18 protein-coding genes are annotated in these 22,682 nt (G+C 56.9%); 9 read left to right on the top strand and 9 right to left on the bottom strand.

Annotated features, from left to right (window positions below; translation table 11 throughout):
- The first annotated feature begins 159 nt into the window (after positions 1–159).
- Positions 160–852 carry a response regulator transcription factor gene (locus BUA36_RS27875; protein ID WP_072790070.1) on the top strand — a complete coding sequence of 231 codons (693 nt, stop codon included), beginning with the start codon at positions 160–162 and terminating at the stop codon, positions 850–852.
- Positions 853–855: 3 nt separating this feature from the next.
- Positions 856–2,406, top strand: coding sequence for a sensor histidine kinase (locus tag BUA36_RS27870; RefSeq protein WP_072790067.1), 1,551 nt, complete (start codon positions 856–858; stop codon positions 2,404–2,406).
- On the opposite strand, the gene BUA36_RS27865 is transcribed toward BUA36_RS27870, so the two are convergent.
- The 4 genes from BUA36_RS27865 to BUA36_RS27850 all read right to left on the bottom strand — a co-directional run bounded on the left by BUA36_RS27865 (position 2,396) and on the right by BUA36_RS27850 (position 5,842).
- Entirely contained in the window at positions 2,396–2,755 is a 360-nt protein-coding gene (locus BUA36_RS27865; protein ID WP_072790064.1) for a FlxA-like family protein, read from the bottom strand. The genes BUA36_RS27870 and BUA36_RS27865 overlap by 11 nt on opposite strands.
- A 96-nt stretch (positions 2,756–2,851) precedes the next feature.
- A complete protein-coding gene (gene dcd, locus BUA36_RS27860; protein ID WP_072790061.1) occupies positions 2,852–3,418 on the bottom strand; it encodes a dCTP deaminase in 567 nt (188 codons plus the stop codon).
- A 37-nt stretch (positions 3,419–3,455) separates the two neighbouring features.
- A complete protein-coding gene (locus tag BUA36_RS27855) occupies positions 3,456–4,292 on the bottom strand; it encodes an alpha/beta fold hydrolase (protein WP_072790058.1) in 837 nt (278 codons plus the stop codon).
- A gap of 74 nt (positions 4,293–4,366) precedes the next feature.
- Positions 4,367–5,842, bottom strand: a complete 1,476-nt coding sequence (locus tag BUA36_RS27850; protein ID WP_072790055.1) for a DNA internalization-related competence protein ComEC/Rec2 — start codon at positions 5,840–5,842, stop codon at positions 4,367–4,369.
- 90 nt (positions 5,843–5,932) lie between these two features.
- Here BUA36_RS27850 and BUA36_RS27845 point away from each other — a divergent pair, with 90 nt between their 5' ends.
- Genes BUA36_RS27845 through BUA36_RS27830 form a run of 4 tightly spaced genes read left to right on the top strand, consistent with a single transcriptional unit; the run spans position 5,933 to position 12,037 of the window.
- Entirely contained in the window at positions 5,933–7,300 is a 1,368-nt protein-coding gene (locus BUA36_RS27845) for a site-specific integrase (RefSeq protein ID WP_072790052.1), read from the top strand.
- Positions 7,297–9,369 (top strand): site-specific integrase, encoded by a 2,073-nt coding sequence (locus BUA36_RS27840; RefSeq protein ID WP_072790049.1) that lies wholly within the window; start codon positions 7,297–7,299, stop codon positions 9,367–9,369. The genes BUA36_RS27845 and BUA36_RS27840 overlap by 4 nt, the downstream gene beginning before the upstream one ends.
- An 8-nt stretch (positions 9,370–9,377) precedes the next feature.
- Positions 9,378–11,537: a site-specific integrase gene (locus BUA36_RS30535; protein ID WP_139260719.1), complete on the top strand. Its 2,160-nt coding sequence runs from the start codon at positions 9,378–9,380 to the stop codon at positions 11,535–11,537.
- On the top strand, positions 11,534–12,037 hold the full coding sequence (locus BUA36_RS27830) for a hypothetical protein (protein WP_072790041.1): 504 nt from the start codon (positions 11,534–11,536) through the stop codon (positions 12,035–12,037). Before BUA36_RS30535 ends, BUA36_RS27830 begins: the two co-directional genes overlap by 4 nt.
- Positions 12,038–12,361: 324 nt before the next feature.
- On the opposite strand, the gene BUA36_RS27825 is transcribed toward BUA36_RS27830, so the two are convergent.
- The 4 genes from BUA36_RS27825 to BUA36_RS30530 all read right to left on the bottom strand — a co-directional run bounded on the left by BUA36_RS27825 (position 12,362) and on the right by BUA36_RS30530 (position 18,185).
- Positions 12,362–14,176 carry a 2Fe-2S iron-sulfur cluster binding domain-containing protein gene (locus BUA36_RS27825; RefSeq protein ID WP_072790037.1) on the bottom strand — a complete coding sequence of 605 codons (1,815 nt, stop codon included), beginning with the start codon at positions 14,174–14,176 and terminating at the stop codon, positions 12,362–12,364.
- Complete coding sequence (locus BUA36_RS27820; RefSeq protein WP_084560387.1) at positions 14,173–14,865, bottom strand: PepSY domain-containing protein; 693 nt, start codon at positions 14,863–14,865, stop codon at positions 14,173–14,175. Before BUA36_RS27820 ends, BUA36_RS27825 begins: the two co-directional genes overlap by 4 nt.
- 59 nt (positions 14,866–14,924) lie before the next feature.
- Entirely contained in the window at positions 14,925–17,630 is a 2,706-nt protein-coding gene (locus tag BUA36_RS27815) for a TonB-dependent receptor domain-containing protein (RefSeq protein ID WP_229255837.1), read from the bottom strand.
- A 150-nt stretch (positions 17,631–17,780) separates the two neighbouring features.
- A complete protein-coding gene (locus tag BUA36_RS30530) occupies positions 17,781–18,185 on the bottom strand; it encodes a hypothetical protein (RefSeq protein ID WP_139260718.1) in 405 nt (134 codons plus the stop codon).
- A gap of 288 nt (positions 18,186–18,473) precedes the next feature.
- Between BUA36_RS30530 and BUA36_RS27805 the strand changes: the two genes are divergently transcribed.
- The 3 genes from BUA36_RS27805 to BUA36_RS27795 all read left to right on the top strand — a co-directional run bounded on the left by BUA36_RS27805 (position 18,474) and on the right by BUA36_RS27795 (position 21,324).
- Positions 18,474–19,106, top strand: a complete 633-nt coding sequence (locus tag BUA36_RS27805) for a DUF305 domain-containing protein (RefSeq protein ID WP_167544348.1) — start codon at positions 18,474–18,476, stop codon at positions 19,104–19,106.
- A gap of 134 nt (positions 19,107–19,240) precedes the next feature.
- Complete coding sequence (locus BUA36_RS27800; protein ID WP_072790025.1) at positions 19,241–19,912, top strand: heavy metal response regulator transcription factor; 672 nt, start codon at positions 19,241–19,243, stop codon at positions 19,910–19,912.
- A complete protein-coding gene (locus tag BUA36_RS27795; protein ID WP_072790022.1) occupies positions 19,909–21,324 on the top strand; it encodes a heavy metal sensor histidine kinase in 1,416 nt (471 codons plus the stop codon). The genes BUA36_RS27800 and BUA36_RS27795 overlap by 4 nt, the downstream gene beginning before the upstream one ends.
- A gap of 13 nt (positions 21,325–21,337) precedes the next feature.
- Here the strand turns inward: BUA36_RS27795 and BUA36_RS27790 are convergent, their stop codons facing one another.
- Complete coding sequence (locus BUA36_RS27790; RefSeq protein ID WP_072790018.1) at positions 21,338–22,627, bottom strand: type II restriction enzyme NmeDI-related protein; 1,290 nt, start codon at positions 22,625–22,627, stop codon at positions 21,338–21,340.
- Positions 22,628–22,682 lie beyond the last annotated feature (55 nt).

The raw sequence follows: 22,682 nt of genomic DNA, 5'->3' as shown, positions 1-22,682 counted from the left end.
GCCCGGTGTAAAGCGGCGTTAGGGCAAAGTAAATCAGGGTAAAGATGTCTAACTGATATTCAATTCCCTACTGGAAAGACGTTGTAAAACGGGGTAAAAGCGAGCCGTCATGCGGGTTCGGACTGTTATGATGGGCAATCTATACCTGAAGAAATCGCAATGAAAAGCAAAGTACTGCTGATAGACGACGACATTGAACTGGTCGGCATGTTCAAGGAATACCTGGAGCAGGAAGGCTTTGACGTCAAAACCGTGCACGACGGCGAAGCCGGCACCGCCGAAGCATTTACCGGCCTGTACGCCATCGCCATCCTGGATGTGATGATGCCGCGCATGAACGGCCTGGAAACCCTGCGCCGCATCCGCACCACCAGCCAGTTGCCGATTCTGATGCTGACCGGCCGCGGCGACGACACCGACCGCATCGTCGGCCTCGAACTGGGCGCCGACGACTATGTGGCCAAGCCATGCACCCCGCGCGAGCTGACCGCCCGCATCCGCGCCATCCTGCGCCGCGCCCAGGCCGTTCCCGTCGACACCAGCCAGCAGACCGCGCTCACCGTGGGCCAGCTGATCATGTGGCCGGAACAGCGCCGCGCCACCTGGGCCGGCGACAAGCTGGAACTGACCAGCACCGAATTCAACCTGCTGGAAGTCCTGGCCCGCAACGCCGGCCGCCCGGTCAGCAAGAACACCCTGTCGGAACAGGGCCTGGGCCGTCCGCTGGCGCGCTTCGACCGCAATATCGATGTCCACCTGAGCAGCCTGCGCCACAAGCTGGGCACGATTGCCGATGGCCGCTCGTGCCTGCAGACCGTGTATCGGCTCGGCTACCAGCTGATCAAGGAGTAAGTTTTGGGTCGTTTGTTCTGGAAGTTTTTCCTGTCCATTTTGCTGGCGCAGCTGGCTGCGACCGTCGGTATCGGCGGCGCGATCTGGCTCAAGAACCGCAATCAGCTGAATGGCGCGCAGGTCAGCCTGGATACCAGTCCGCCGGCGGAAATGGCCATCAACGCCGCTGCGTCGACGCTGGAGTTTGGCGGCGTCAAGGCGCTGCAGCGCATGCTGGAGAGCATGGAGCGCCACCGCGTGTATGCGGTGGACGACCAGGGGCATGAACTGCTGGGGCGCGTGGTCAATCCGCGGATCTTGCAGGAGTCGCGCGTACGCGTGAAGGAAACGGGCCGGCGCCGCGCCGTGCGCCAGGTGACTGCCGACGACGGCAAGCACTACCTGCTGTTCCTGCCGTCAGGCGAACATCAGCGCGGCCTGGAAGGCGATGGCCGCCCGCTGCTCTCCGGCCTGGGCGGCGGCGCCCAGATGGCAATGAAAGCCGCCTCGGTACTGCAAAGCGCCACCGATGACCGCCGTGGCGGTCCCAATCCCGGCCAGAACGAACCACCGCCAGCCGGCATGCAGCCCGCACCAGGCATGCAGGCACCGCCGCCCGGCATGGATGGCGAGCGCCGCGACATGGGCGACCGTCCATGGGGGCCGCGCTTCCAGCCGCTCGGCCCGTGGGTGCCGATTGCCGCCGCCACGCTGGCCAGCCTGCTGTTTGCGGTGCTGCTGGCCTGGTACTTTTCGCGCCCGATCCGTGCCTTGCGTCAGGCGTTTGATGCGGCCGCCAATGGCGATCTCTCGCCACGCTTCGCCAGCGATAGCGGCAAGGCCGGCAATGAACTCAACGACCTGGGCCGCGACTTCGACCGCATGAGCGCGCGCCTGCGCAGCCTCATCGATGGCCAGACGCGCCTGCTGCACGACGTCTCGCACGAACTACGCTCACCGCTGGCCCGCCTGCAGGCCGCCATCGGCCTGGCGCATCAGCAGCCGGAGAAATGGAGCGCGTCAATGGAGCGCATCGAGCGTGAAAGCGTGCGGATGGACAAGCTGGTGGGCGAACTGCTGACGCTGGCGCGCCTGGAAGCTGGCGCCATCAAGGCCTCGCAGGAAGAAATCAGCATGGCCGACCTGCTCGACCAGATCGCCGATGACGCGCGTTACGAAGCCACCAGCCAGCACCGCACGGTGATACAGGAAGGCGACGCCGACGTGCAAGTGATCGGCCAGTCCGACCTGCTGGGCCGGGCCATCGAAAACGTGGTGCGCAACGCCATCAAGCACAGCCCGGAAGGCGGCGAAGTGCAACTGCAGGCGCGCGCGCTGCCCGACGCCAGCCAGCTAGTGATCCGTGTGCTGGACCGTGGCCCTGGCGTCGCGCCCGCCGATCTGGATACCATCTTCCAGCCGTTCTTCCGCTCCAGCAGCGCCAGCGCCGAAGGCCATGGCCTGGGCCTGGCGATTGCCCGGCACGTGATTGAAGCGCACGGCGGCAGCATCCGCGCCAGCAACCGCGCCGGCGGCGGCCTGTGCGTGGAAATGACGCTGCCGGTCAAGCGCTAGTGTCGATCACGCTGCCGACGGTCGCGTAGCGCGATTTGTCGCTGTCCGTGCCGGGCTGCTGCGCGGTCTGTTTGGCCTCGGCTTGCTGCTGGGCCTGCTGAGCCGCCTTCTGCGCTGCCTGCGCCTGCAACTGGGCGATCTGGGCTTCCAGCGCCTGCACCTGGGTTTGCAGCAGCTTGGTCTTTTGCTGACCCGCTTCCGAGGTATCCCTGGCCGCCTCGGTCAAATCCTTTTGCACACTTTGCAACTGTTTCTGCAAGGCAGCGATTGCGCTGCTGCTGTCCGAACTGCCGCTGCCGCTGCCGCTGGTGCTGGCTGCGGCTGTACTCGATCCCAATGCGCTCACCATGATTGCTCCTCATCAATTTATTTCATTAATGAGCTTATCGGCAAAAACAAACGCGGGCCGCAGCCCGCGTGATGTAAAGATCGGTAAAGGCCCTGCTTAGGCTTTTGGCAAGGTTACACCATGCTGGCCCTGGTATTTACCGTTACGGTCCTTGTAGGAGACGTCGCAGATCTCGTCGCTTTCAAAGAACAGCACCTGGGCGCAGCCTTCGCCCGCGTAGATTTTTGCCGGCAGCGGCGTGGTGTTGGAGAACTCCAGCGTCACATAACCTTCCCATTCCGGTTCGAACGGGGTGACGTTGACGATGATGCCGCAACGGGCATAGGTCGATTTGCCCAGGCAAACCGTCAGCACGCTGCGCGGAATACGGAAGTATTCCATGGTGCGCGCCAGGGCGAACGAGTTCGGCGGGATGATGCAGACATCGCTTTTCACGTCCACGAAGGAGTTCGAATCGAAGTTCTTCGGATCGACGATGGTGCTGTTGATGTTGGTGAACACCTTGAATTCGTCGGCGCAACGGATGTCATAGCCGTACGAGGAGGTGCCGTATGAAATCACCTTGCGGCCGTCTTCCTGGCGTATCTGGTCCGGGAAGAACGGTTCGATCATTCCGTGTTCTTCCGCCATACGGCGTATCCATTTGTCGCTTTTAATCGTCATCGCAAGGCATTCCTAAAGTTTTACAATGCCCGGGATTTTACGCTAAAGCTTCTTTTTTAAGAACTTTTTTACCAGGCTGCCCGCCGAGCAGGTCGGCAATCATCTCTTTGGTGGCTTGCGCGGCAGCGGCTGGCGTCTCCATCGGGAACAGGTGGCCGCCCGGCAGGATGCGGAAATGGCGGCCAACCAGCGCCTGCGTATGCTGATGGCCGGACTGGCTGGTTTCCCAGGAATTGTCGCCGCCGATAAAACCGATCGGCACCGGAGAGCCTTTGCTCAGCAGCTTCGGCAGGTGATGCGGCAGCGTCGCATAGACGGCGGTTTCGTTTTCACGCGTAAACCGCAGCTGGACGCCGTCCGGATGCGGCTTCAGGCCGCTGTCCATGTAGTCACCCAGCACGCCGGGCGCCCAGGCGGCAAACAGGTCCTTGGCGGCGAAGTGGTCGTAGGCGGCTTTCACGTCGGGCCACACATTGCGGCGACGAATAGAGAATTTGGCCGGCGGCACGGCGTAAGCGCGCCCCAGCAGCTTAATCATACGCCAGGCGAACGCGCGCCAGCCGCCGACCACGGGCGCATCCAGCATCACCACGCAACGCACCAGGTCAGGACGTTTGTGCGCCACCATCATGCTCAGCATGCCGCCCAGCGAGTGGCCGACCAGGATCACCGGTTCGGTGTAGCGGGTGGTGAGTTCGTTGATGTATTCATCGACCAGATGCGGCCAGCCGTCCGTGACGGGATAGTGCGGATTATGGGCATGCATGTCGAGCGACTGGATGTCGAAGTCTTCAGACAGCAGCGCAAAGAACTGGCGATAGACGCCTGCCGGGTAGCTGTTGGCGTGCGCGAAATGCAGCTTGGGCTTGCTCACAAGCGGTCTCCGTATGATAGTTTTTGCCCCATTGTAATGTGAGTAAGCGCGGGCTGTTGGTGGAAACGCTCTAATTAGCGTGCTTGCCAATAGCGGCCGTGGGTGCTGCGGTAGGTGCTTATTCGTATAGTTTCATCAAACTCCAGGGTGATAGCGCCCTGCTGGTCGGTACGGTAGCGCTGGATGTGCATGGCGCCGTAGCGCTCGTAGACTTCCGGCTTGGGATGGTGGTAACGGTTGCGGTGCCCGACCTGGAAAATGGCCGCCTGCGGGTGGACCGCGCGCAGGAAGACCGGCGTCGAACTGGTGCCGCTGCCATGGTGCGGCGCCAGCAGGATATCGGCTGGCAGTTGCGCCGGCGCGCGGGCGACCAGCTGCGCTTCCTGCGCGGCCTCGATATCCCCGGCCAGCAGCATGGATTTGCCACCGGCCGTGATTCTGAGCGTGCAGCCGCGCGCGTTGGGCTTGAGGCTGGCGTCGGCATAGCTGGCCGGCAGCGGGTGCAGCATCTCAAAGCGCACGCCGTCCCAGGTCCAGCTCTGGCCAGCCGCGCAGGACACGTGCTGACGCGCGGCCCGGACAATGGCATGGTTGACGGGCAGCGACGACAGCACCCAGGCGGTGCGTATCCCATCGAGTACGGCGAGGGCGCCGCCGGAGTGGTCGGCGTCGCTGTGCGAAATAATCACGCCATCCAGCGCATTGATGCCGCGCGCCCGCAGGTACGGCAGGATGACACGGCTGCCAGCGTCGGATTCGGGCGAGTAGGCGGGGCCGGTGTCGTACAGGAGCCGATGGCCACGGGTTTCGATCAGCAGCGCCATGCCCTGCCCTACATCGAATGCGGTAATGGTCATCTGGCCGGACGCCGGGTGGGATGGCTGCGCGGCCAGCAGCGGAATCCAGCTGGCCAGGCCCAGCCAGCGCACTGGCCAGCCGCGCGGCGCGAGCAGCCAGATGGTGCCCAGCATCGCCCAGCAAAACATCCAGAACGGCGGCACCGGTGCGCTCCACACAGCATAACGCATGGCGCTGAACCATTGCAGGCACAGGGCCAGCATCTCCACCAGCCAATGCGCGCAGCCCAGTACCGGAACGGCCAGCACACCGGGCAGCATGCTGCCGATCAGTGCAAGCGGCGTGACGACCAGGCTGACCAGCGGAATCGCCACTGCATTGGCCAGCGGGCTGACCACAGAGACCTGACCGAACAGCAACATGGTCAACGGCACCAGCCCAAACGTCACCACGTACTGCGTATGCGTGCCGACACGCAGCGAATGCGCCATGCGCTGCCAGCGCGATGGCGCCAGCGGCAGACGCGGCGCAGCGGCAACGCCAGCTTGCGTGTCCGCGCGTTGTGGCCGCGGCGCCGTGCGGCCGATCGTCGCGTACAAAATAATCGCCACTGCACCAAACGACAGCCAGAAGCCCGGCCATAGCACGGCCCAGGGATCGATCACCACCACCACGCCCAGCGCAGCGCACAGCACGTGCGAGATGCTGGTCAGGCGGTTGAACCACAACGCCGCAGCGACCACGGTCAGCATGTATAAGGTCCGCTGCGTTATACGGAAGCAAAATTATCACTAGATCTGTAAATGTTGGACTACTATGGAGCCATTCGATATGGAGCCACCATGAACTATGGTTTTCGAGTCGTCTATTCAACCCCTGGCGTCCTGGAATCAAAGGGATTCGGCAGAGTCGCCCACCTTCCTTTCATCATGGACGACCGCCCCGGATATCATCGTCTCGCAAACCAGTTCCTGATTGATCGCGGGCTTGGCATATGGGAACCGAAGCAACGTGGCAAAGAGGAATCTGCTCTCCCTCCCAGCTCGGTAACGATGAAAGATTACGCCCATTGGCTGGCGAACTTTCTTGAGTGGTGCCATGTGCGCGCGAAGGATCCTCTAAAAGCGAATTATAAGATTGACCTGATTCAGCACTATCAGGTCGAAATGCAAACCGGCATCTGGTCGCGCGACAACGTTGGACTGAAACCTAGAACCATTAACGTCCGCGTGTCAATAGCTGCCGAATTTCTGACTTGGGCTGCAGATAAAGGACTGCGAGAGCCATTCCACATTCCTAAAATAATTAAGACCTACTCCTCTTACAGTCCCTCGAGTTTTAGTGGGCGTGAAACAAAATCAGTCGAAACTCGAAAGGGGAAAGTTCGAGAAGAGAAACGACGGTTAGGCTTCCCTCAGGAAGTAGAGATTTTTGATTGGCTTCAACGACTAAATTTACGATGTACAACTGAAGCTCTTATAGCTGAGACTATTCTCGAGACAGCAATTCGACGAGCCGAGGCGGCTGCCTGGCGCGTTGATACGTTGCCAATAGATCCGAGGGAATGGCGAATCGTGAATCCTGAAAAGCCTATTGAGCATCAGGCAGTGCTTATTGACCTACGATTTAATACAAAAGGTCCTGAATATGGCCGAGATCACGGAGACAAGATCGGGCCTCACGGAATCATTCGCATTCCAATGCCTCTAGCCCAGAAACTCCATGTATACCGAGAGCGAGTACGCCCGAAGGCGCTAGTGCTCGCTACACGCAAAGCAAAGTCACGCAGCGAAGCCGAGAGGATAAGACACGATGCTGTGCACTTATTTCTCAATCCAAGGAACGGGAATCGGTACACCGGGGATAATATTTATGATTTTTGGCGAAGCGTGGACCGGCCAAGAGGATGGTCGCCGCATCTCGCTCGAGACTTCTGGGCTTGTTCCGTTTTGTGGAAGCATATCCAACAATACTGGAGTATCGTCGATCGCGCGTTGAACATGAAGGTCGATGAGTCAGTGTTTAAGATCTTACAACTACAGGCAGAGACTTGCATCCAATTGACAATTCAGCCTCAACTAAGGCACGTGAGCCAGGAAACGACGATAGCTTACCTACAATGGCTTTCTGACCGCCTCGGGATTAACATGAATTTCCACCAGAACTGGGTTGAGCAGCTGAGTCAAGACGATTTGGAAGATGGAATATGAGTATTCGTCACTACAAGAAGGACCACCTTAAGCAACACACAGGGCTTACGCCAGCCCCAGTGCAATTGCCCGGTGCGCCAGAATCGAATGACCCGTTGATCTTCTGGACGCGCCACGAATTGGAGCCTAAGGAGGTTAACCTTCACACACTTGCTACTGGGCAGACAGAAGTGGAAGGAGGAAGAAATAGCGCAAAGTTTGTTCCTTTTACTGGTCGTCATAAATTAATCCATCAACTGGCTCCCTCAATTAAAGACAGCCTGCTCCCCGCTCGTCCTGGGACGGTAGACGCTTACATTCAGTCGCTGCGCGCCTGGTGGCGCCTCTTTGACGCAGTAGAGGCTGCATCAGAACAGACAGGAGAAAGTACTGCCCGGATCGAGGACGTACGAATGCTTGAGATGATTCATTGTTACTTCGCGTACAAAATCCAAATGGACCGATCATCCTTTACTATCTTCAGGTCCATTGCAGATGCTACCCGTATGGCTCTCGGCGCACGCCCGCTATACTGGCAAACGCCAAAGAGCGGAGACCCAACACGTCACCAACCGCCAGAGGAACAGATCAAGGTGCTACGTTTGGCGCTTAAGCGAGAATGTCGGACTGTTCTAGAGAAGTGGGAGCTAGCAGATCGGCTCAACGAATCCGACACCGCACCTGAAGGACAGCAGGATGCCGACTTATATCATCATATTCAACACATGCGCGCAGTGCAGAAAAAATATGATAAAGAAGTCCCGACATCTGCCGAACTGAGGGACGGCATCGATCAATCACATTTTAAAAAAAAGTCTGGCTTCAGTATAAGTCGCTTACATGAAACCATATTCCCTACCAAATGGGACGCCGATGCTATTTTCCATCTATGCCTTTGCAACAGTGGCTGGAATCCTTCGACGCTTCAAGCCCTTGACGTAACTCAGAATTTTTTATTTTCACACCCGAAAGATAATTTTAGTGGCCTCCATAAGCGATTTGTACTCACTCCTGAAACTTACCTATTGAATGGGAATAAGGCGAGAGCCAAGAATAAGGAGCAAACGATAATTGGGCTTTGGAAAACGGTATCTGGCCCTGGCCATTTGATAAAAACGTATATGGAACGCGTTTCATCGCTTCGCACCGTTCTTCAGGTTCGTCTTGAAGATGAAAAGCGCCGCTATATTGATTTTATTCGCGACGGCGCGGAATATAAAGAGCAGTCTAGGCAGTATGGTCTTTTGCAACGGCTTGAGCAAGGTTGCCGTAGCGTTTGGCTTTATGTGGACAAACGCGGAAACATTGGCTGGCTTGGTACGAGATACCTGGAAGGAAAGACAAGCAAAGAGGGTAGAAAAATTTCGTATCTCGAAATAATATTGGAACGAATAAACGCCCAACGAACAGAACGGAATGAGTCTAGGATTCCGCATGTTACTCCAAGCGATTTTCGTGACTTCTTTGCCACATTTGTCTTCAGAAGCAGCGGCGGTAACATTCTCGCGGTGAAACGGGCTTTGGGGCATGCTCATCTTCGCACCAGCTCCGATTACATTAATAATAATGTTTTGAACAAAGAAGCCGATGACTCAGTTCGTCGCTTCCTCGAAATCCTGATGAGCGAGCTAGGAAAGGGCCGTGTGGATCTTACGATCCTTGCGCATCTACACCGCCATGGAGTAGTGACGCAGGAGATGGAACAGCGCCTGACAGAACATCGAGCACTTTCGCGCAGTCGCCTCAACATAGGTTGTAAAGATCCATACAATCCTTCGCTCCAAATCCGAAGCTCCGGCCAAGGTCCATGCAATGATAATCGTTGCCTGCTGTGCCCACAAAACGCGGTGCTTTTACCCGAGAGTTACGATGGCATTTCTATGCGTGTCGAGGAGTTACTTGCGCTGCAAGTGAACCTGCCGATTGAAGCATGGATTTCTGCGAGTTATTCAATGGAACTCACAAACAACCTCGCGGCACTGCGACTCTTTGAGCTCAATTTGGTGATAGATTCACGAAGGAAATGGGCGGATGCGATTAAAAATGGAAAACATTATGTTCCTGGAGTGCCACTATCCTTCGATAAATAGGCCGCCTTATGAGTACATCAGCCCCGACGCCCCCTCGCTCGTTAGAAAATCCCGTTGATCAATGCAACAGCCACGTCAACTTGATTGGAACATTTCCTTTGGAGGGTCTTCAACAACTGCCCTCCGAAGGCGCAAGACAGTGCCAGGCTATCCTCGGACATGGCGAAACTCTTGGTTTTTGGGAAACGCCTCAATCTATGATTGAACATTTTGGCTCACAATTACGCTGCATCAATCTTCGCCAGAGGCTCTTAAGCGCGCTCCCTGCCAAGCTTACCGCGTCGTCGCAACTCGATGCTTTGTTGGACGAGGGAGTGATTTGGCTCACCCGGCTAGGTTTGTTAATGCGGATGGGGCCGTCGAGCCTTGGCAAAAACCGTCACAAATCACTTGATGCTAGCACGATCGCTTCGGCTTTATATACGAAGTTTAATACGATTGTTGCACGAGGCATACTAAACAGATTATCTACACCGACTTACACGAGCTTTGAGTTCGCTATCACTCTAACGGCTGAAGATTTGCGCGAACTGCGCTCCTCTCGTCATACCCGGGACCACTTAAGGCGACTTACAGAGCTCCGGAATCGCGGGCTTTGGGGCGATGCGCCACCGGCCATCGAGTTCGCTGGAAATACCACCTCACCCCGGGGCGAAGTCGCCGCGCGGAGTCCTGAGAAAGAATCCACACCATATCAACCAATCCCTGACGAATTCTTAGCCCAAATGGGGCCACGGGTACTATGGATAGTGCAGGTTTTGGGCCCCAATCTCATTCATCTATTAGATTCCCTCCCTGAGCTAATTGCCAACATAAATTTTGCTTCGAAGACTGAAAGCAATTCGATGAAGATGACGCGATCTATCGCGAGCTACTTTGATGCAAACCCTTGGCGAGATAGCGCTGGAGATACAATACTAGCGCCGCCGTTTCCAATTTGCCATGGCTCTTATCGAGGCGCTCGCCGAGCAATTGAAGAGATCGACCCTTTCGAGTGGCCGATCCGTAAATGGGCGAGTGTCGCAACCCTGGCATTGACCCTACAAAGCGCCCACCTGTGGATCACCCTACTGGTAATGGCTGGACGAATCGGTGAGATCATGACACTGCCACGAGAATCCATTGAATGGGCCCGGGACGGTCAACCGTATGCAAACGGAAAAACTTACAAACTGGCCTTCGCGATCAATGGTGAAGAACGCCAATGGCCAGCGCCGGAAATTCTAGTCGACGTTCTTGCACAACAGGTAAAGCTCATAGAAGCCTGTGAGAAGCTTGCCAAAATAAGAAAGGGAATAAAAGATGAAGAATACCCTGTCGGCGTGCCAGAGCACCTTTGGGCATCGTTGGGCTCCTCACCGAGGGCAGATGCGGAAGAACGATTAGCCGTTGCCAATGCATCCTTAACGCGATTGGCAATGCGAATAGGTATGACAGCTACCCCGGGAGGGAGAAATCTACATACGCACCGTTTCCGCAAGACTCTTTCACGCCTGGCAGGCTTGGCTATTGATGGTAGTCCAAAAGTGCTGATGCGGCTCCTAGGTCACAAGGATATCACGATGACCCTGGGTTATATGCTCACCGATAGCTCCTTTGCTAAGGAGATTGATGACATCACCCGCGAACTTCGGGTCATGCGGGCGCAGCATCTAATTGAAGACATGTATGAAGCTGTGCACAAGCCAACTATCCTGCCATACGCAGGGCATGGCGGTCTGGGCGCTCCTGTTCTTAGTTCGACTGTAAGCAGCTATAAAAGCGAACTCCACCGAACGGGTAAAATTTGGGAAGTAGAAACTTCACATGAACTCGCAGTACTGCTCACCAATAATGGACAATGCATGCGTCTTGTGAATGCACACGTCGTATGTACGAAGACAGATGGCGAGATTGGGTTGTGCAGTACAAAGAAAGGTATTCCGAATATCGCAAACTGTCAAAGCGAATGTATCAATCGCATTGAGGAGAGGACTGGGCGCCGCGATACACAGAGAATTATCCCAATCATTCTGATGAATGCGCAACAGGCAATTAAGGACAACGATCTCCTAACTGTAGCAAGTTATGCGCGGCAATTATCCATCGAGCTGAATCGCTTTGATGACATAAAAGAGAGCTGGCGTGACAATCCAGAAGTCATTGCAATTATGAAGGCTGGAGCATGAGCGACCGAAAAAAAGATGCGGCAAAGCGTCGTGGAGAGGCGCGCACAGCTCAAGTAGAAATCAGGGTGCGTGAGGCGATGAGGGAAATAGAAAAGGAAATGGGGGAAAACGGTAGTATATATCCCCAAAATGGTGGGGCAATTTCTATGAACGAAGTGGCTCGACGCGCAAAGATCAGCTTAACCACTCTATTCTCACCGAAGCAGCAGGCACTTGGCCGGCAAGTGAAGACCTGGATTGATCAGCTCAAAGAAAATAAAATCACTGGGCGGACCAGAGTGCGGCGCGCATTTCAGGAGCGTGCCGATGATTGGCGCAAGAAATTTCTCGATTTGCAGGACGTGCACCGAGCTACGGAGCTAGAACTCCAGGACTCATTGGCAGAATTGGAGAAGTGTAAAAGAGACGCCGACGATCTTCGAACAAAGAATCAGCTTCTCTTAGAACAATGTCGGCTCTTAGGCACGTCGATGATAACCCGCATTCCAGAGAAGCACTAGCCTATTGCATGTCCCGCACGGACATCGGCGGTCGCAACTACTTGTTTGCCGGTGCCGACCGCGGCGGTGAGCGCGCTGCGGGCATAACGATGCAGTGATGCTGGTCACCGTAGTGATAAACCCGGCACGCTATGGGGCAACGAACCAGACAAGCTTGCCCGTCGCGCCAACTGCCTAGACATTGGAGTCCTGAATAATCACTAAGATCGTTACACCTTTGGTTTCTTGCAGTATTGCCTTTTGAAAAAACTGCAGAGCAGAGTCCGGCATACGGTTTGGCTGGTTCACCACACGTCCGGCCCGTAGGCCGGTCTCATGCTGGTTTTAAATCTTGAAATCGTCAAACGCGACCTTGCGCACGCCGAAGTCTGCCAACATTTTGCGTGTGGCGGCAAGCATCTGCGGCGGCCCGCAGACGTAAAAGTCGCAATCCCGCAGATGCGGATGCTTTGCAAGCAGCTCGCGCTGCACCACCTCATGCACCATGCCGTGTCCCGCTTCGCCGCTTTCTGACAGCACCACACGCCAATCGAAATTCGAGTATTGCGCCGCCAGCGTCCGCATCTCCTCTTCATAAGGAACGTCACGGCCGCTACGAGCCCCATACCAGAAATGAATCGTCTCCGATGCCGCGCCATCAAGCAAGGAAAGGATCATGGCACGCAGCGGCGCCATGCCTGCCCCTCCACCGATAAAGATTTTTTCGGTCTTGCCGGGGCGCAGAGCAAACTCGCCGAACGGGCCATTGAACGAAACGGTGTCGCCGGACTTCAGCGAGTAGATGTACGAAGAGCCTCGCCCGGGCGCATGGCCGGCATCTGTGCTACCTGGTGAAAAGCGTACCAACAAATGAAGTCTCCCATCTGCGCGTACCACAGGCATTGATAGCGAATAAGAACGGCGAACCGGCTGCGAGGAACGCAAAACGGAAGGCAGGCGCAGGCCATGCCATTCAGCGCGGTGATGCTCTGGAAGGTGCAAGTGCTCGCGCGCAAGCTTATAGCGCGGAATGCGCAGCTGGATGTACGATCCTGGCCGGAACTCTGCGCCTGCCCTAGACTCAGGCACAAGGACGATTTCGCGCAGATACGGCGTCACAGCGGTCACGCTCTCCACCGTGGCGCTGGAAGCCCCGACAATCGCCGCACCATTAGCAACCGCCACCCGTAGATTGCCGTTAACTTCGAGGCTGCAGGCAAGGCGGTAGCCATCTCGTAAGCGCGCCGGAGCAATGTGCTCGCGATCTGCGCTGGTCGGTGCTGGCGAATTGCGGCCGACCCTTACCTCGCACAGCCCACAGCTCTGACCACCACCGCAGTTCGATGGCAAATTCATCCCGGCGCGAGCCAGGGCGAGGTAGACCGTGTCACCTTCGAAAGAAGGCGCGGTGGCCAGGGCTCTGCCCGCGCCGTCGACGACTTCCACCTCCCGCACCGGCAGCCATCGGCGCGGAATGAATTCGCGCAGGCGGAAACTCGTTGCAAGCAGCCAGATGCCGGACAGTGCCATCCAGACACCTCCAACTGCGGCCATTACCACCAGCGAATTGTTGAAGTCCTCGCGCCCGCTGTAATCCATGATATGCAGCATCCACGCCAGGTCGAACCAACGCCACAGATTGTTGCGCCGTTCAAGCACTTTGGCGTCCACGCTGGACAGATACAAGGTGGTGCCTTCGGCATCGGCGAAATCAACGCGCCAGACTGGGCCTGCATGCCGACGAGCTTCCAGGCCGGGTGAGTCGAGCAATTTTGGAGTGCCTGGAGGGGCTGTTCCTCGGTAGTCTGCCTTGGCGGCGGCAAGCACGTCGCCGACGGCTACTTGCACTGGCTTACCGGTCGCCGCGTCCACCAGCCAACCATTGCCTTCATGGCTTAACTTGTAAACCGGCCGCACACCCAGCCAGCCGGTTTCAAGCAAGTCAGCAGGACGGCCCGCAGCGGCGAGCACGTCAGAAGGTGCCTGCAGGCCATTTAACGGCCAAAGGCGTTCCGTAGGCACCGGTGCTCGCCGCGCCGCGCCCGTCACGGCGTGATGGTCAAACAGGCTCATCACAAGGCCGCTGGCCAGCCACAGCAGAAACTGGACTCCGACCACCAAGCCTACCCATTTGTGTAACTTGCGAAGCATCGGCGTCATGCGGTGGCCCTCCGGCGGAAGCTGAACCACAAAAGCCAGATGCCGCTGAAGGCGAACAGCGTGCCTGCAGTGGCGGCTACCCGCAGCAAGTTGTTGTTGATATTGTCTCGGGTGTCGTAATCCATGATATGCAGCATCCACAGAAAATCAAAAATGCGCCACAGCGTGTGCCGCTTGGCGACCAGTTCTCCGGTCGAGGGGGAGATATACAGCGTGGTTCCGTTGCCATCGCTGAACTCCGCGCGCCACAGCGGCCCTTTGCGCTTGGCGACCTCCCCCGGTAGTTCGGTCAGCAACTGGAGCCGCTCCAGCTCACCTTCCCCCTGGTAATACGACAAGGCGAGCGCGCGTACAGCTTTCTCGTCCAAAGGCGCCAAACGCTGGCCGGTCCTGGCGTTCACCAGTGCCACGCCGTCCGCATGGCGAACTTGGTAAAGCTCGCTGCCTTGCGACTGCTTTAGACGAAAGCCGGTTACCCCGGCATACTGGCTTGTGACTTGGGCCGGCGGAGCGACCAACTTGGCAGGGCGCAGCTCGCCCTCTTCCAGATGCGCCAAATGGTCGCCATGGATGATCTCAATCGAGATGGCTGTCATATACAGACCGCTCGCCATCCAAAACAGCGCCTGTATCCCAACCAGCAAGCCAAGCCACTTGTGCAGGCGGCGCGACCAAATTGCAGGTTTCATAGTTATCCTCTTGTTGCGTTAATATGCGGACCGCACTGCTGCGTGCGGCCCGCATTGGCTTACATGCGATATATCAGCTTGGCGTACCAGCGTCTGCCCAGCAGGTCGTAAGTCATCGTATCGGTGTTCGCGTCTGTCCAGCTCTGGATAAACGGCGGCTTCTTGTCCCACAGATTGTCGATGCCGAAGGACACGCTGGTGTTCTTGTTCAGCGCGTATTTAAGCTGCGCGTTGTGATACGTGACCGCAGGTGCGTGGTCTCCGATGTCGCCTGGCGAAGCGTTGATGTCACGCGCCTTGCCGGTGTACTGCAAGCTGTACGAACCCGACCAGACTCCATTGACGACTGTCAGCGTGTCGAACGAGCGCCACTTCGTAAAGCTGCCGCGCCCGCCAGTGATTTTGCCAGCGTACGAGAGCACTTCACCGCCGGGGAATGGCGTGACGTCGAAGTTGCGCAAGTATGTTGCTTCGCCATTGAACGTGACGCGCGTGGAGCCCACCCGCATCGTGTATAGCGCTCCCAGATCAATGCCCGACATGCTTTCATTGGCTGCGTTGGAAGGCTGTGCCGACAGGAAGTCTACCTCGCCGGTCTGCCGATTTCGGGTTTGATGGGCACTGCTGCAAAACGGGTGGCTAAGGCCAACGGACTCGTAGCAGGCGCGCAGTTTGGTCGAACCATCCACCGTGGAGATGGAGTTCTCGATGCGGTAGCGGAAGTAGTCCAGCGTGAGCACCAGGTCGCGCGCAAACTGCGGCGTCCAGACCACCCCCGCCGTGAGCGTTTTCGCTTTCTCGGGCTGCAAGCGGCTGTTGCCGCCGGTGGTGGTCAGGATGGTGTTGCCCAGCTGAGTGTAGCCGGCCGGCACGCCAGCGGCACGGCAGTTCTGGCTCAGTACCGACGACGCGGGCAAGGCGCTCCAGCCGCTGCAAGGATCTGTCGTGGTCAAGTTGCCCTCAGCGTTGCCGCCATACAGTTCCGGGATGTTCGGAATGCGGAACGCCGTGGAGTAGTTGGTGCGCAGCTTGAACGAGGGCGCTACCTGCCAGTCCAGACCGACTTTGTAGCTGGTGTTCGAACCGAACATTTGGTACTTGGAGTAGCGCACCGCCGTGTTGAAGTCCAGTGACTGTGCCAGCCAGTGGTTTGCCAGCAGGGGAATGCCCGCCTCCGCGAAAACTTCCTTGGCGTCGTACTCGCCGGCAATCGGCGTTTGCTGGTTGGTGTTGCTGATGCCCAGCACGGTCAACTGGTCGGGGTCCAGCCAGCCCTTGTCCTTGCGGATCTCGACGCCGGTGGCGAAGCCGACCGTTCCGGCCGGCATTTGCCACAGCTTGCCGTGCAGGTTGGCACTCGCGCTCTTTTGTTCGTTGCCGCCATGGTCGCGGATCGGCCCCATGATATAGCTCAGCACCTGCGGCGTGAGATCGCCGTAGCCGAGGTAGTCACCGCAGGGAATGGCGGCACCGGCCGCCTTGCTGCAAACGGAGGTGTTCAGGGTCTGGTCGACACGGTCTAGGTTGGCGACGTTGGAGGTCGCCCCCACGCCTGTATTGCGGCCATAGTTAACGGCGGCATTCCAGTCCCAATGTTCGCCCAGGCGCCCCTCCAACCCGAGTACCAGGCGTGCCGTGTTGACTTCTTGGCTGAAAATGCGCGGTCCAGCCTCCAGCAACCGGCGGCGCTGCAGCAGCAGGCTTTGTCCGGTCGGGTTGGTGGGATGGTTCGCCGCAATGTTTATTGGACGGTACACACCCAGCGCGCCGGGCGTGGCCAACTGCTCCGACTGGCGGTTGGTGTACAGGACTTCGGTGAACAAACGCAATTCGTCATTGATCGCCAGATTGCCGAAATTGCTGAAGCTGATGCGCTTGATCGGGTTGACCGCGTTCAGGTAAGGGTTGCTGTTGAAGTTGTGTTTGGCGCCGTTGTAGCGTTCGTAGAAATTGCCATTGCCGCCGGGTGTCTGATTGAAGTTCACGCGGGTCCCGTCGGCCAGTACAGCACGGCCGCCGATGGTCGAGGAGCTCCCGACGCATTCGAGCTTGCCGTTGGCTTCGCCCAACCCGCACGGGGCGCGGCTGGCCATGTTGACGGTACCGCTTTGCGAGTAGTCCAGCGCCGTCATCAAATAGCCGCGCTCGCCGCTGATGCCCCAGGCGACATTGGCCGCCTTCTCGCGGCTGTCGCTCCGGCTGGTTTGGCCATAACGTGTCTGCAATTCGAGCCCGTTGAAGTCCTTGCGTGTAATCAGGTTGACGACACCAGCCACGGCGTCGGCGCCGTAGATGGCCGACGCGCCGTCCTTGAGCACTTCCATGCGCTGGATCATGGCGACCGGGATCATGTTCAGGTCCACAGAGCTGTTTGCGCCCGTGCCGCCGCTGACGACGCGACGGCCATTGATCAGCACAAGAGTACGGTTCGCTCCAAGCCCCCGCAGGTTCACTTGCGTCGTACCATAACCGTTCTCGGCCCAATAGGCATTGGTCTGGTTGCCGGCGAAGCCGGCCGACGACGACATGCGCTGCAACAGTGTCTCCACTGAGGTGGCGCCGGAGCGCTCGATTGCGTCCTTATCAATCACTGTGACCGCACCGATACCGGTCATCATTGACCGGTTGGTGCTGATGTGGCTACCGGTCACGACCACGGTGGTCGTCTCCTTGCTATCCGGGTTGGCAGGGGTACCGTCAACATTCTGCGCCAAGGCATGCAGGCTGGTGGTGGCGGACAAAATAGCACTGATTGCCAGTGCCATAGGCTTGCGTTTCAAATACATCGGAAATCCTTTCAGGTGCTGGGACCGTAGCGAAATACGCCGCTCAAATTGGTGGACCAATGTGAAGCGGACGTCGCAGGCACGACAGCGTCGCCAACAACTTGGCGCTGCGCTGACGGACGTGCGGACTTAACCGACGATATTGCGAGGGGGGCGTTCTATGCCGTCCGGTATGAAACCAGAGACAAGGGAGAGATTCGAGGACAGGTGAACTTCAGTGCGATCGTGCGGAGTGCGCGACACAAGAACCGGCGGTACGATGGCACCACCGAGGCAGCAGTCCACGCAGGTGCCGCAAGCAGAGTCCCCGTGCTGCGCAGCCTTTTCGACCGCCACGGCATTGCCGATGCCGGCATGCTTCTTCGCCACGCGCACCTTCGCGCGGTGCTGAGATGACTTGCCATGGCGCGTTTCCCCTGCAGCCTGTCGCGCATGGCTGGGTGGACATGTCTGTTGCACGACGGACGCCATCGCTTGCACAGGCAAGGCGGCGATCATCAGATACAGCAACAGTAGCTTTAGTAATCGAACCATGGACCAAGTCTAGCATGAGCAATCCGGCGAATAGGGCCCGCAAGCGGGAATGGCAGTCTGAGAAAGCGGTTGAAATGCACTAACTGTCGTTTATTTCCCACATCTCGGTCCATGCGTGCCGAGCCTCGCAGACCAGCTAGAGGATCAGGTGGACGGGGTGCTGACTGTCTCGGCAAAAATACTCAGGTGTTACACCAAAACGCAATGCGCGCCACAAATATGAGCGTTAGGGTAACTTACGTCAGCAACCATTTCGTTGCATCGCATGCGAAAAAAAAAGGAGATATCGTGAAAAATCACATACTGGCAATCTCATTGGGATGTTTAGTTTGTTCGACAGCCGTTTTGGCGCAGGACAAAGCGGAGATGAAGCCCAACGCGCCTATGGCTATGAGTTCGGCCACTACGCACATGGACGACTCGAGTATGATGAGTTCAAAAGACGCATCAAAGGCACCGTACGACCTGCAGTTTTTGGACACCATGGGGATGCATCACCAGAGTGCGGTGGAGATGGCTAAGCTAGCCGAAGACCGTTCTGAACACGCTGAACTGAAGGCCATGGCGAAGAAGATGATTTCTGACCAGCAGGGTGAGATATCGCAAATGAAGTCGTGGCGGGAACAGTGGTACCCGGGTAAGAGCCAGGCAATGAACATGGAAATGCCCGGCATGATGGATTCCATGAAGGGAATGTCGATGCCCAAGCTAGCCGCCAGCAAGGGCAAAGAATTTGACTCGATGTTCTTAGATATGATGATTAAGCACCATGCCGGCGCGGTCAAAATGGCGAAATCAGCGGAAGCTAAAGCACAGCACCCAGAAATAAAGGACTTATCCAAAAAAATGGTTTCGGCCCAGCTGGATGAAATCACGCAGATGAAAAAATGGAAGGTGCAGTGGAAGCTTGCTGGCAGCTGACCGGCCATTTCTGACACGAATGTAATCTTGGCGTTAGGCTGGCGTCACTTTTCCAATGTAGACTGACCTGGGGCGCTCGTGGCATTTTGCCATCTGGATGGAATGGGTCCGGTCTATTGCAGCGGGAAAGTGATATGAGATTATTGGTAGTGGAAGACGAGCAGAAGGCCGGTGAGTACATTCAAAAGGGGCTCACGGAATCGGGCTTCGTCGTTGACTGGGCAAAGACTGGCCCTGAAGGACTTCATGCGGCCACCACAGCTCACTACGACCTCATAGTGCTTGATGTAATGCTCCCAGGCTTGGACGGTTGGCAAATCGTGACCGAGCTGCGCAAGACGGTAGAAACGCCGGTTCTTTTCCTGACCGCGCGGGATGCGCTCGACGACCGAATCAAGGGACTCGAACTGGGTGCCGATGACTACCTGGTCAAGCCTTTCGCGTTCGCAGAACTCCTTATACGCATTCGAACGCTCTTACGCCGGGGCCCTATCAAGGAAGCTGAAGTATTTCAAATCGGCGACTTGGAAATTGATGTCCCCAAACGTAGAGTGACGCGTGCCGGCAATCGAATTGATTTGACGGCTAAGGAGTTTGCACTTCTTCACCTCATGTCGAAACGAGTTGGACAGGTTCTGTCCCGACCGCTCATTGCATCTCAAGTCTGGGACATGAACTTCGATAGCGACACCAATGTCGTCGACGTCGCAGTTCGAAGACTGCGGGCAAAGATTGATGACCCATTTCCGGCAAAGCTGATTCACACAATCCGGAGCATGGGCTATGTTCTGGAAGACAGAGGATGAGTAGGTTCGGCCGTTCTCTTACCATGCAGCTTGGCGCTCTGTTCGCATGTGTGGCTGTCATGGTATTTTCGGCAGTCGGATTCTACTTGTACCAAGCACTTGCCACGCAGCTGCAGGAACGCGACGACACAGACTTGGTTGGCAGGGTCCTACAAATCAGGCACCTATTGGAGGAGACTTCCAGCCTGGAGTCCATTCGCAACGAGCCTCACCGTTTTCTCGATGCTGTGGACAGTCGCCGAGGGCTGCTCATCGTGATGCAAACCCAAGATGGGCGTCTGCTGATGCAAAACACCGAAGAGCGGTCTTTTGTCCCAAACGGTAGTCAATTGCCCGCTGACGTAGAGCCGTCACCGGCTGATACGAAGCCTGTAAAACTAGCCAATGGTATCCGGCTTCGCGTCATTGCCGCGCAAGGTATGGTGGGTTCCACCGGTAAGATAGTTAGTATCGCGATCGCTCGGACCGCAGACGACCGCGCTGCCCTACTTTCTGCCTATCGTAAAAAAGTAATGACCGCAGTTTTTGCGGGGGCCGCCTTGACCGCATTACTAGGATTCTTGCTAGTCCGTCAGGGCCTGCAAAAAGTGAGGGCTTTGGCTGCGCAAGCTCAACAAGTGACGGCTCACAATTTGGAAATGCGCTTGAATGTAGATTCGGCACCACAGGAGCTCAGAGTACTGGCTGATTCGTTTAACGAGGTACTCGACCGGCTGCAGAGCAGCTTCAATAACCTTTCTCAATTTGCCGATGACCTTGCACATGATTTGCGCACGCCGTTGAACAATTTGATGGTGCAAACGGAAGTGGCCTTCTCGCAGCCTCGCGAGTCAGAGGAATACCAAAACCTTCTGTCGTCCAATTACGAGGAGTTTGGGAGGTTGGCGAGGATGGTGGAGAGTATGCTGTTCTTGGCTCGTGCTGACCATGACCAGATTGCGCTGACGACTGAACGGCTGGATGCAGCGACTGAGTTGGCCCGGATTGCGGAGTACTTTGAAGGACCAGCATCGGAGGCCGGTATTTCCTTCGATATCGTCGCGACGGGGGCGGTGCTCGCCGATGCTCACCTTTTGAGACGGGCCGTGAGCAATTTGGTGGCGAACGCAGTTCGATACACACCTCGCGGCGGCGTTATCGCGATGGTGGCCAATCAAATGGCAGACGGAGTCATGATATCGGTGAGTAATCCCGGGCCTGGTATTGAGGCGGAGCATTTGCCACGCTTGTTTGACAGGTTCTACCGCTCTGACAGGTCCAGGTCTTCGCAGTCATCGTCTGCCGGATTAGGGCTTGCTATCGTGAAGTCCATTATGAGCCTGCATGGAGGGCGCGCAAATGTTGCGAGCGAGCGCGGCGGACTGACACAGTTCTCGTTGTTGTTCCCTGGGCCGGGAGGCGGGCTTCACTAGCGGCGAGATCCGTTCAGCTGTTCAGGGATTTTGAGATGGCGAGGATTGCTTTTTCTCCATTTCCAAATCGCGCAATGGCGTCCCGATTCTTCGATAGCTCACCATATCCGATATACCGCACATTCAGCTCTTTGACGCGTGAGAACGCGGGTCGCGCAAACTGCGCTCGAACGTCAGTTTCACGCGCATCAGGTGCCACCAGGAAGAACGTTGAGCCTTCATGTTCCGGAACACCGAGCGCCAAGTCGAGCATGCGCACGATTCCAGAGTAGATACTGGTGCTGTGCTCGACTTCGAAGGCCATAGTTATTTTCCCAGTGGCCGGGTCTAGCCAAAGCACGTCAATGAGAGCGATGGTGTCGTGAGCGCTGCTGGCACGTATAGCCGCCGGCAGCTCGGTCAAACACCCGTGGCCAAGGCGCCCTTCTCCATACGATCGACCCTTATCGTTGCTTGCAATCCAAACCTGAAAGCCCAAGGACGTTCCCAAGTCTCTCAGCCACCCTTGAATCTGTGTATGGCTTTGGTCATTCTCGGAAGCGGCCACGCGGGCTTTATGGGCAGCCGCACTCTCTTCATGAACTTTGGCGAGGTCGGCCTCCCAATCAACTGAAACTGCATTGGTGGCACCAATCGAGTACCGCCCAGAGCCGATATCGAAGAGGAATCCTGCTATAGCGCCCAAGTCGTTCGACAACCATTTTCTGTGCATCGTATTAAATTCAATGACGCGCTCTCGCATTGCCAGGTATTCGTTCCATCGTCCCAGTTTTACGTTGGCTCCGAAAAAGGCGTTGAAGCCTTTCACGATGGCCGTATTGTTGGGCGGGACCACGGTGGGGTGCAGGAAATAAAGCAGGTTGGCGCAAGCGGGGCCCAGGCCCTTTATTTGATGCGAGTCGAGTTTTCGAACCGCCTCCACAACCTCGACGTCGGTACTGCAGTACAAGCAGGTATCGAGAAACTGAGCGAACGCCATCTGATTGCTGCGGTCCTCGTATATGTCGGGAATACGAAGTTTCGGCTTCCATAGAAAAGCGTGATCGGCACCCTTGAAAATTTGGCGTTGCTCTGCGATGGAGTGTACGACAGTCTCTAATGAGGAACCCCGATAGGCACTGCCAAACGTGTCGTCGCGAATCTCTTTCACGACGGCGTGGAGTCCTCGTCGAATTGAGCGGAAATTTTTCAGACGCTCCTCCCAAAGGAACCAGCTGCGGTAGGTGGCTGCGGAATCAGCTTTCCATTGTTCGATGAGAAGCTGCTGTTCTTTTAGCGTAGGCGCTGAGACGTCGAGGTTCAAATGGACTCCAAAAAATCTAAAAAAGAAGAGGTGCTTGCCTGGCATTCTAGCCCAG

The organism is Duganella sacchari (assembly GCF_900143065.1).
GTDB classification, from domain to species: domain Bacteria; phylum Pseudomonadota; class Gammaproteobacteria; order Burkholderiales; family Burkholderiaceae_D; genus Rugamonas; species Rugamonas sacchari.
Note: the sequence above shows the minus strand (reverse complement) of the source record. Positions and strands in the feature narration are given on the sequence as shown.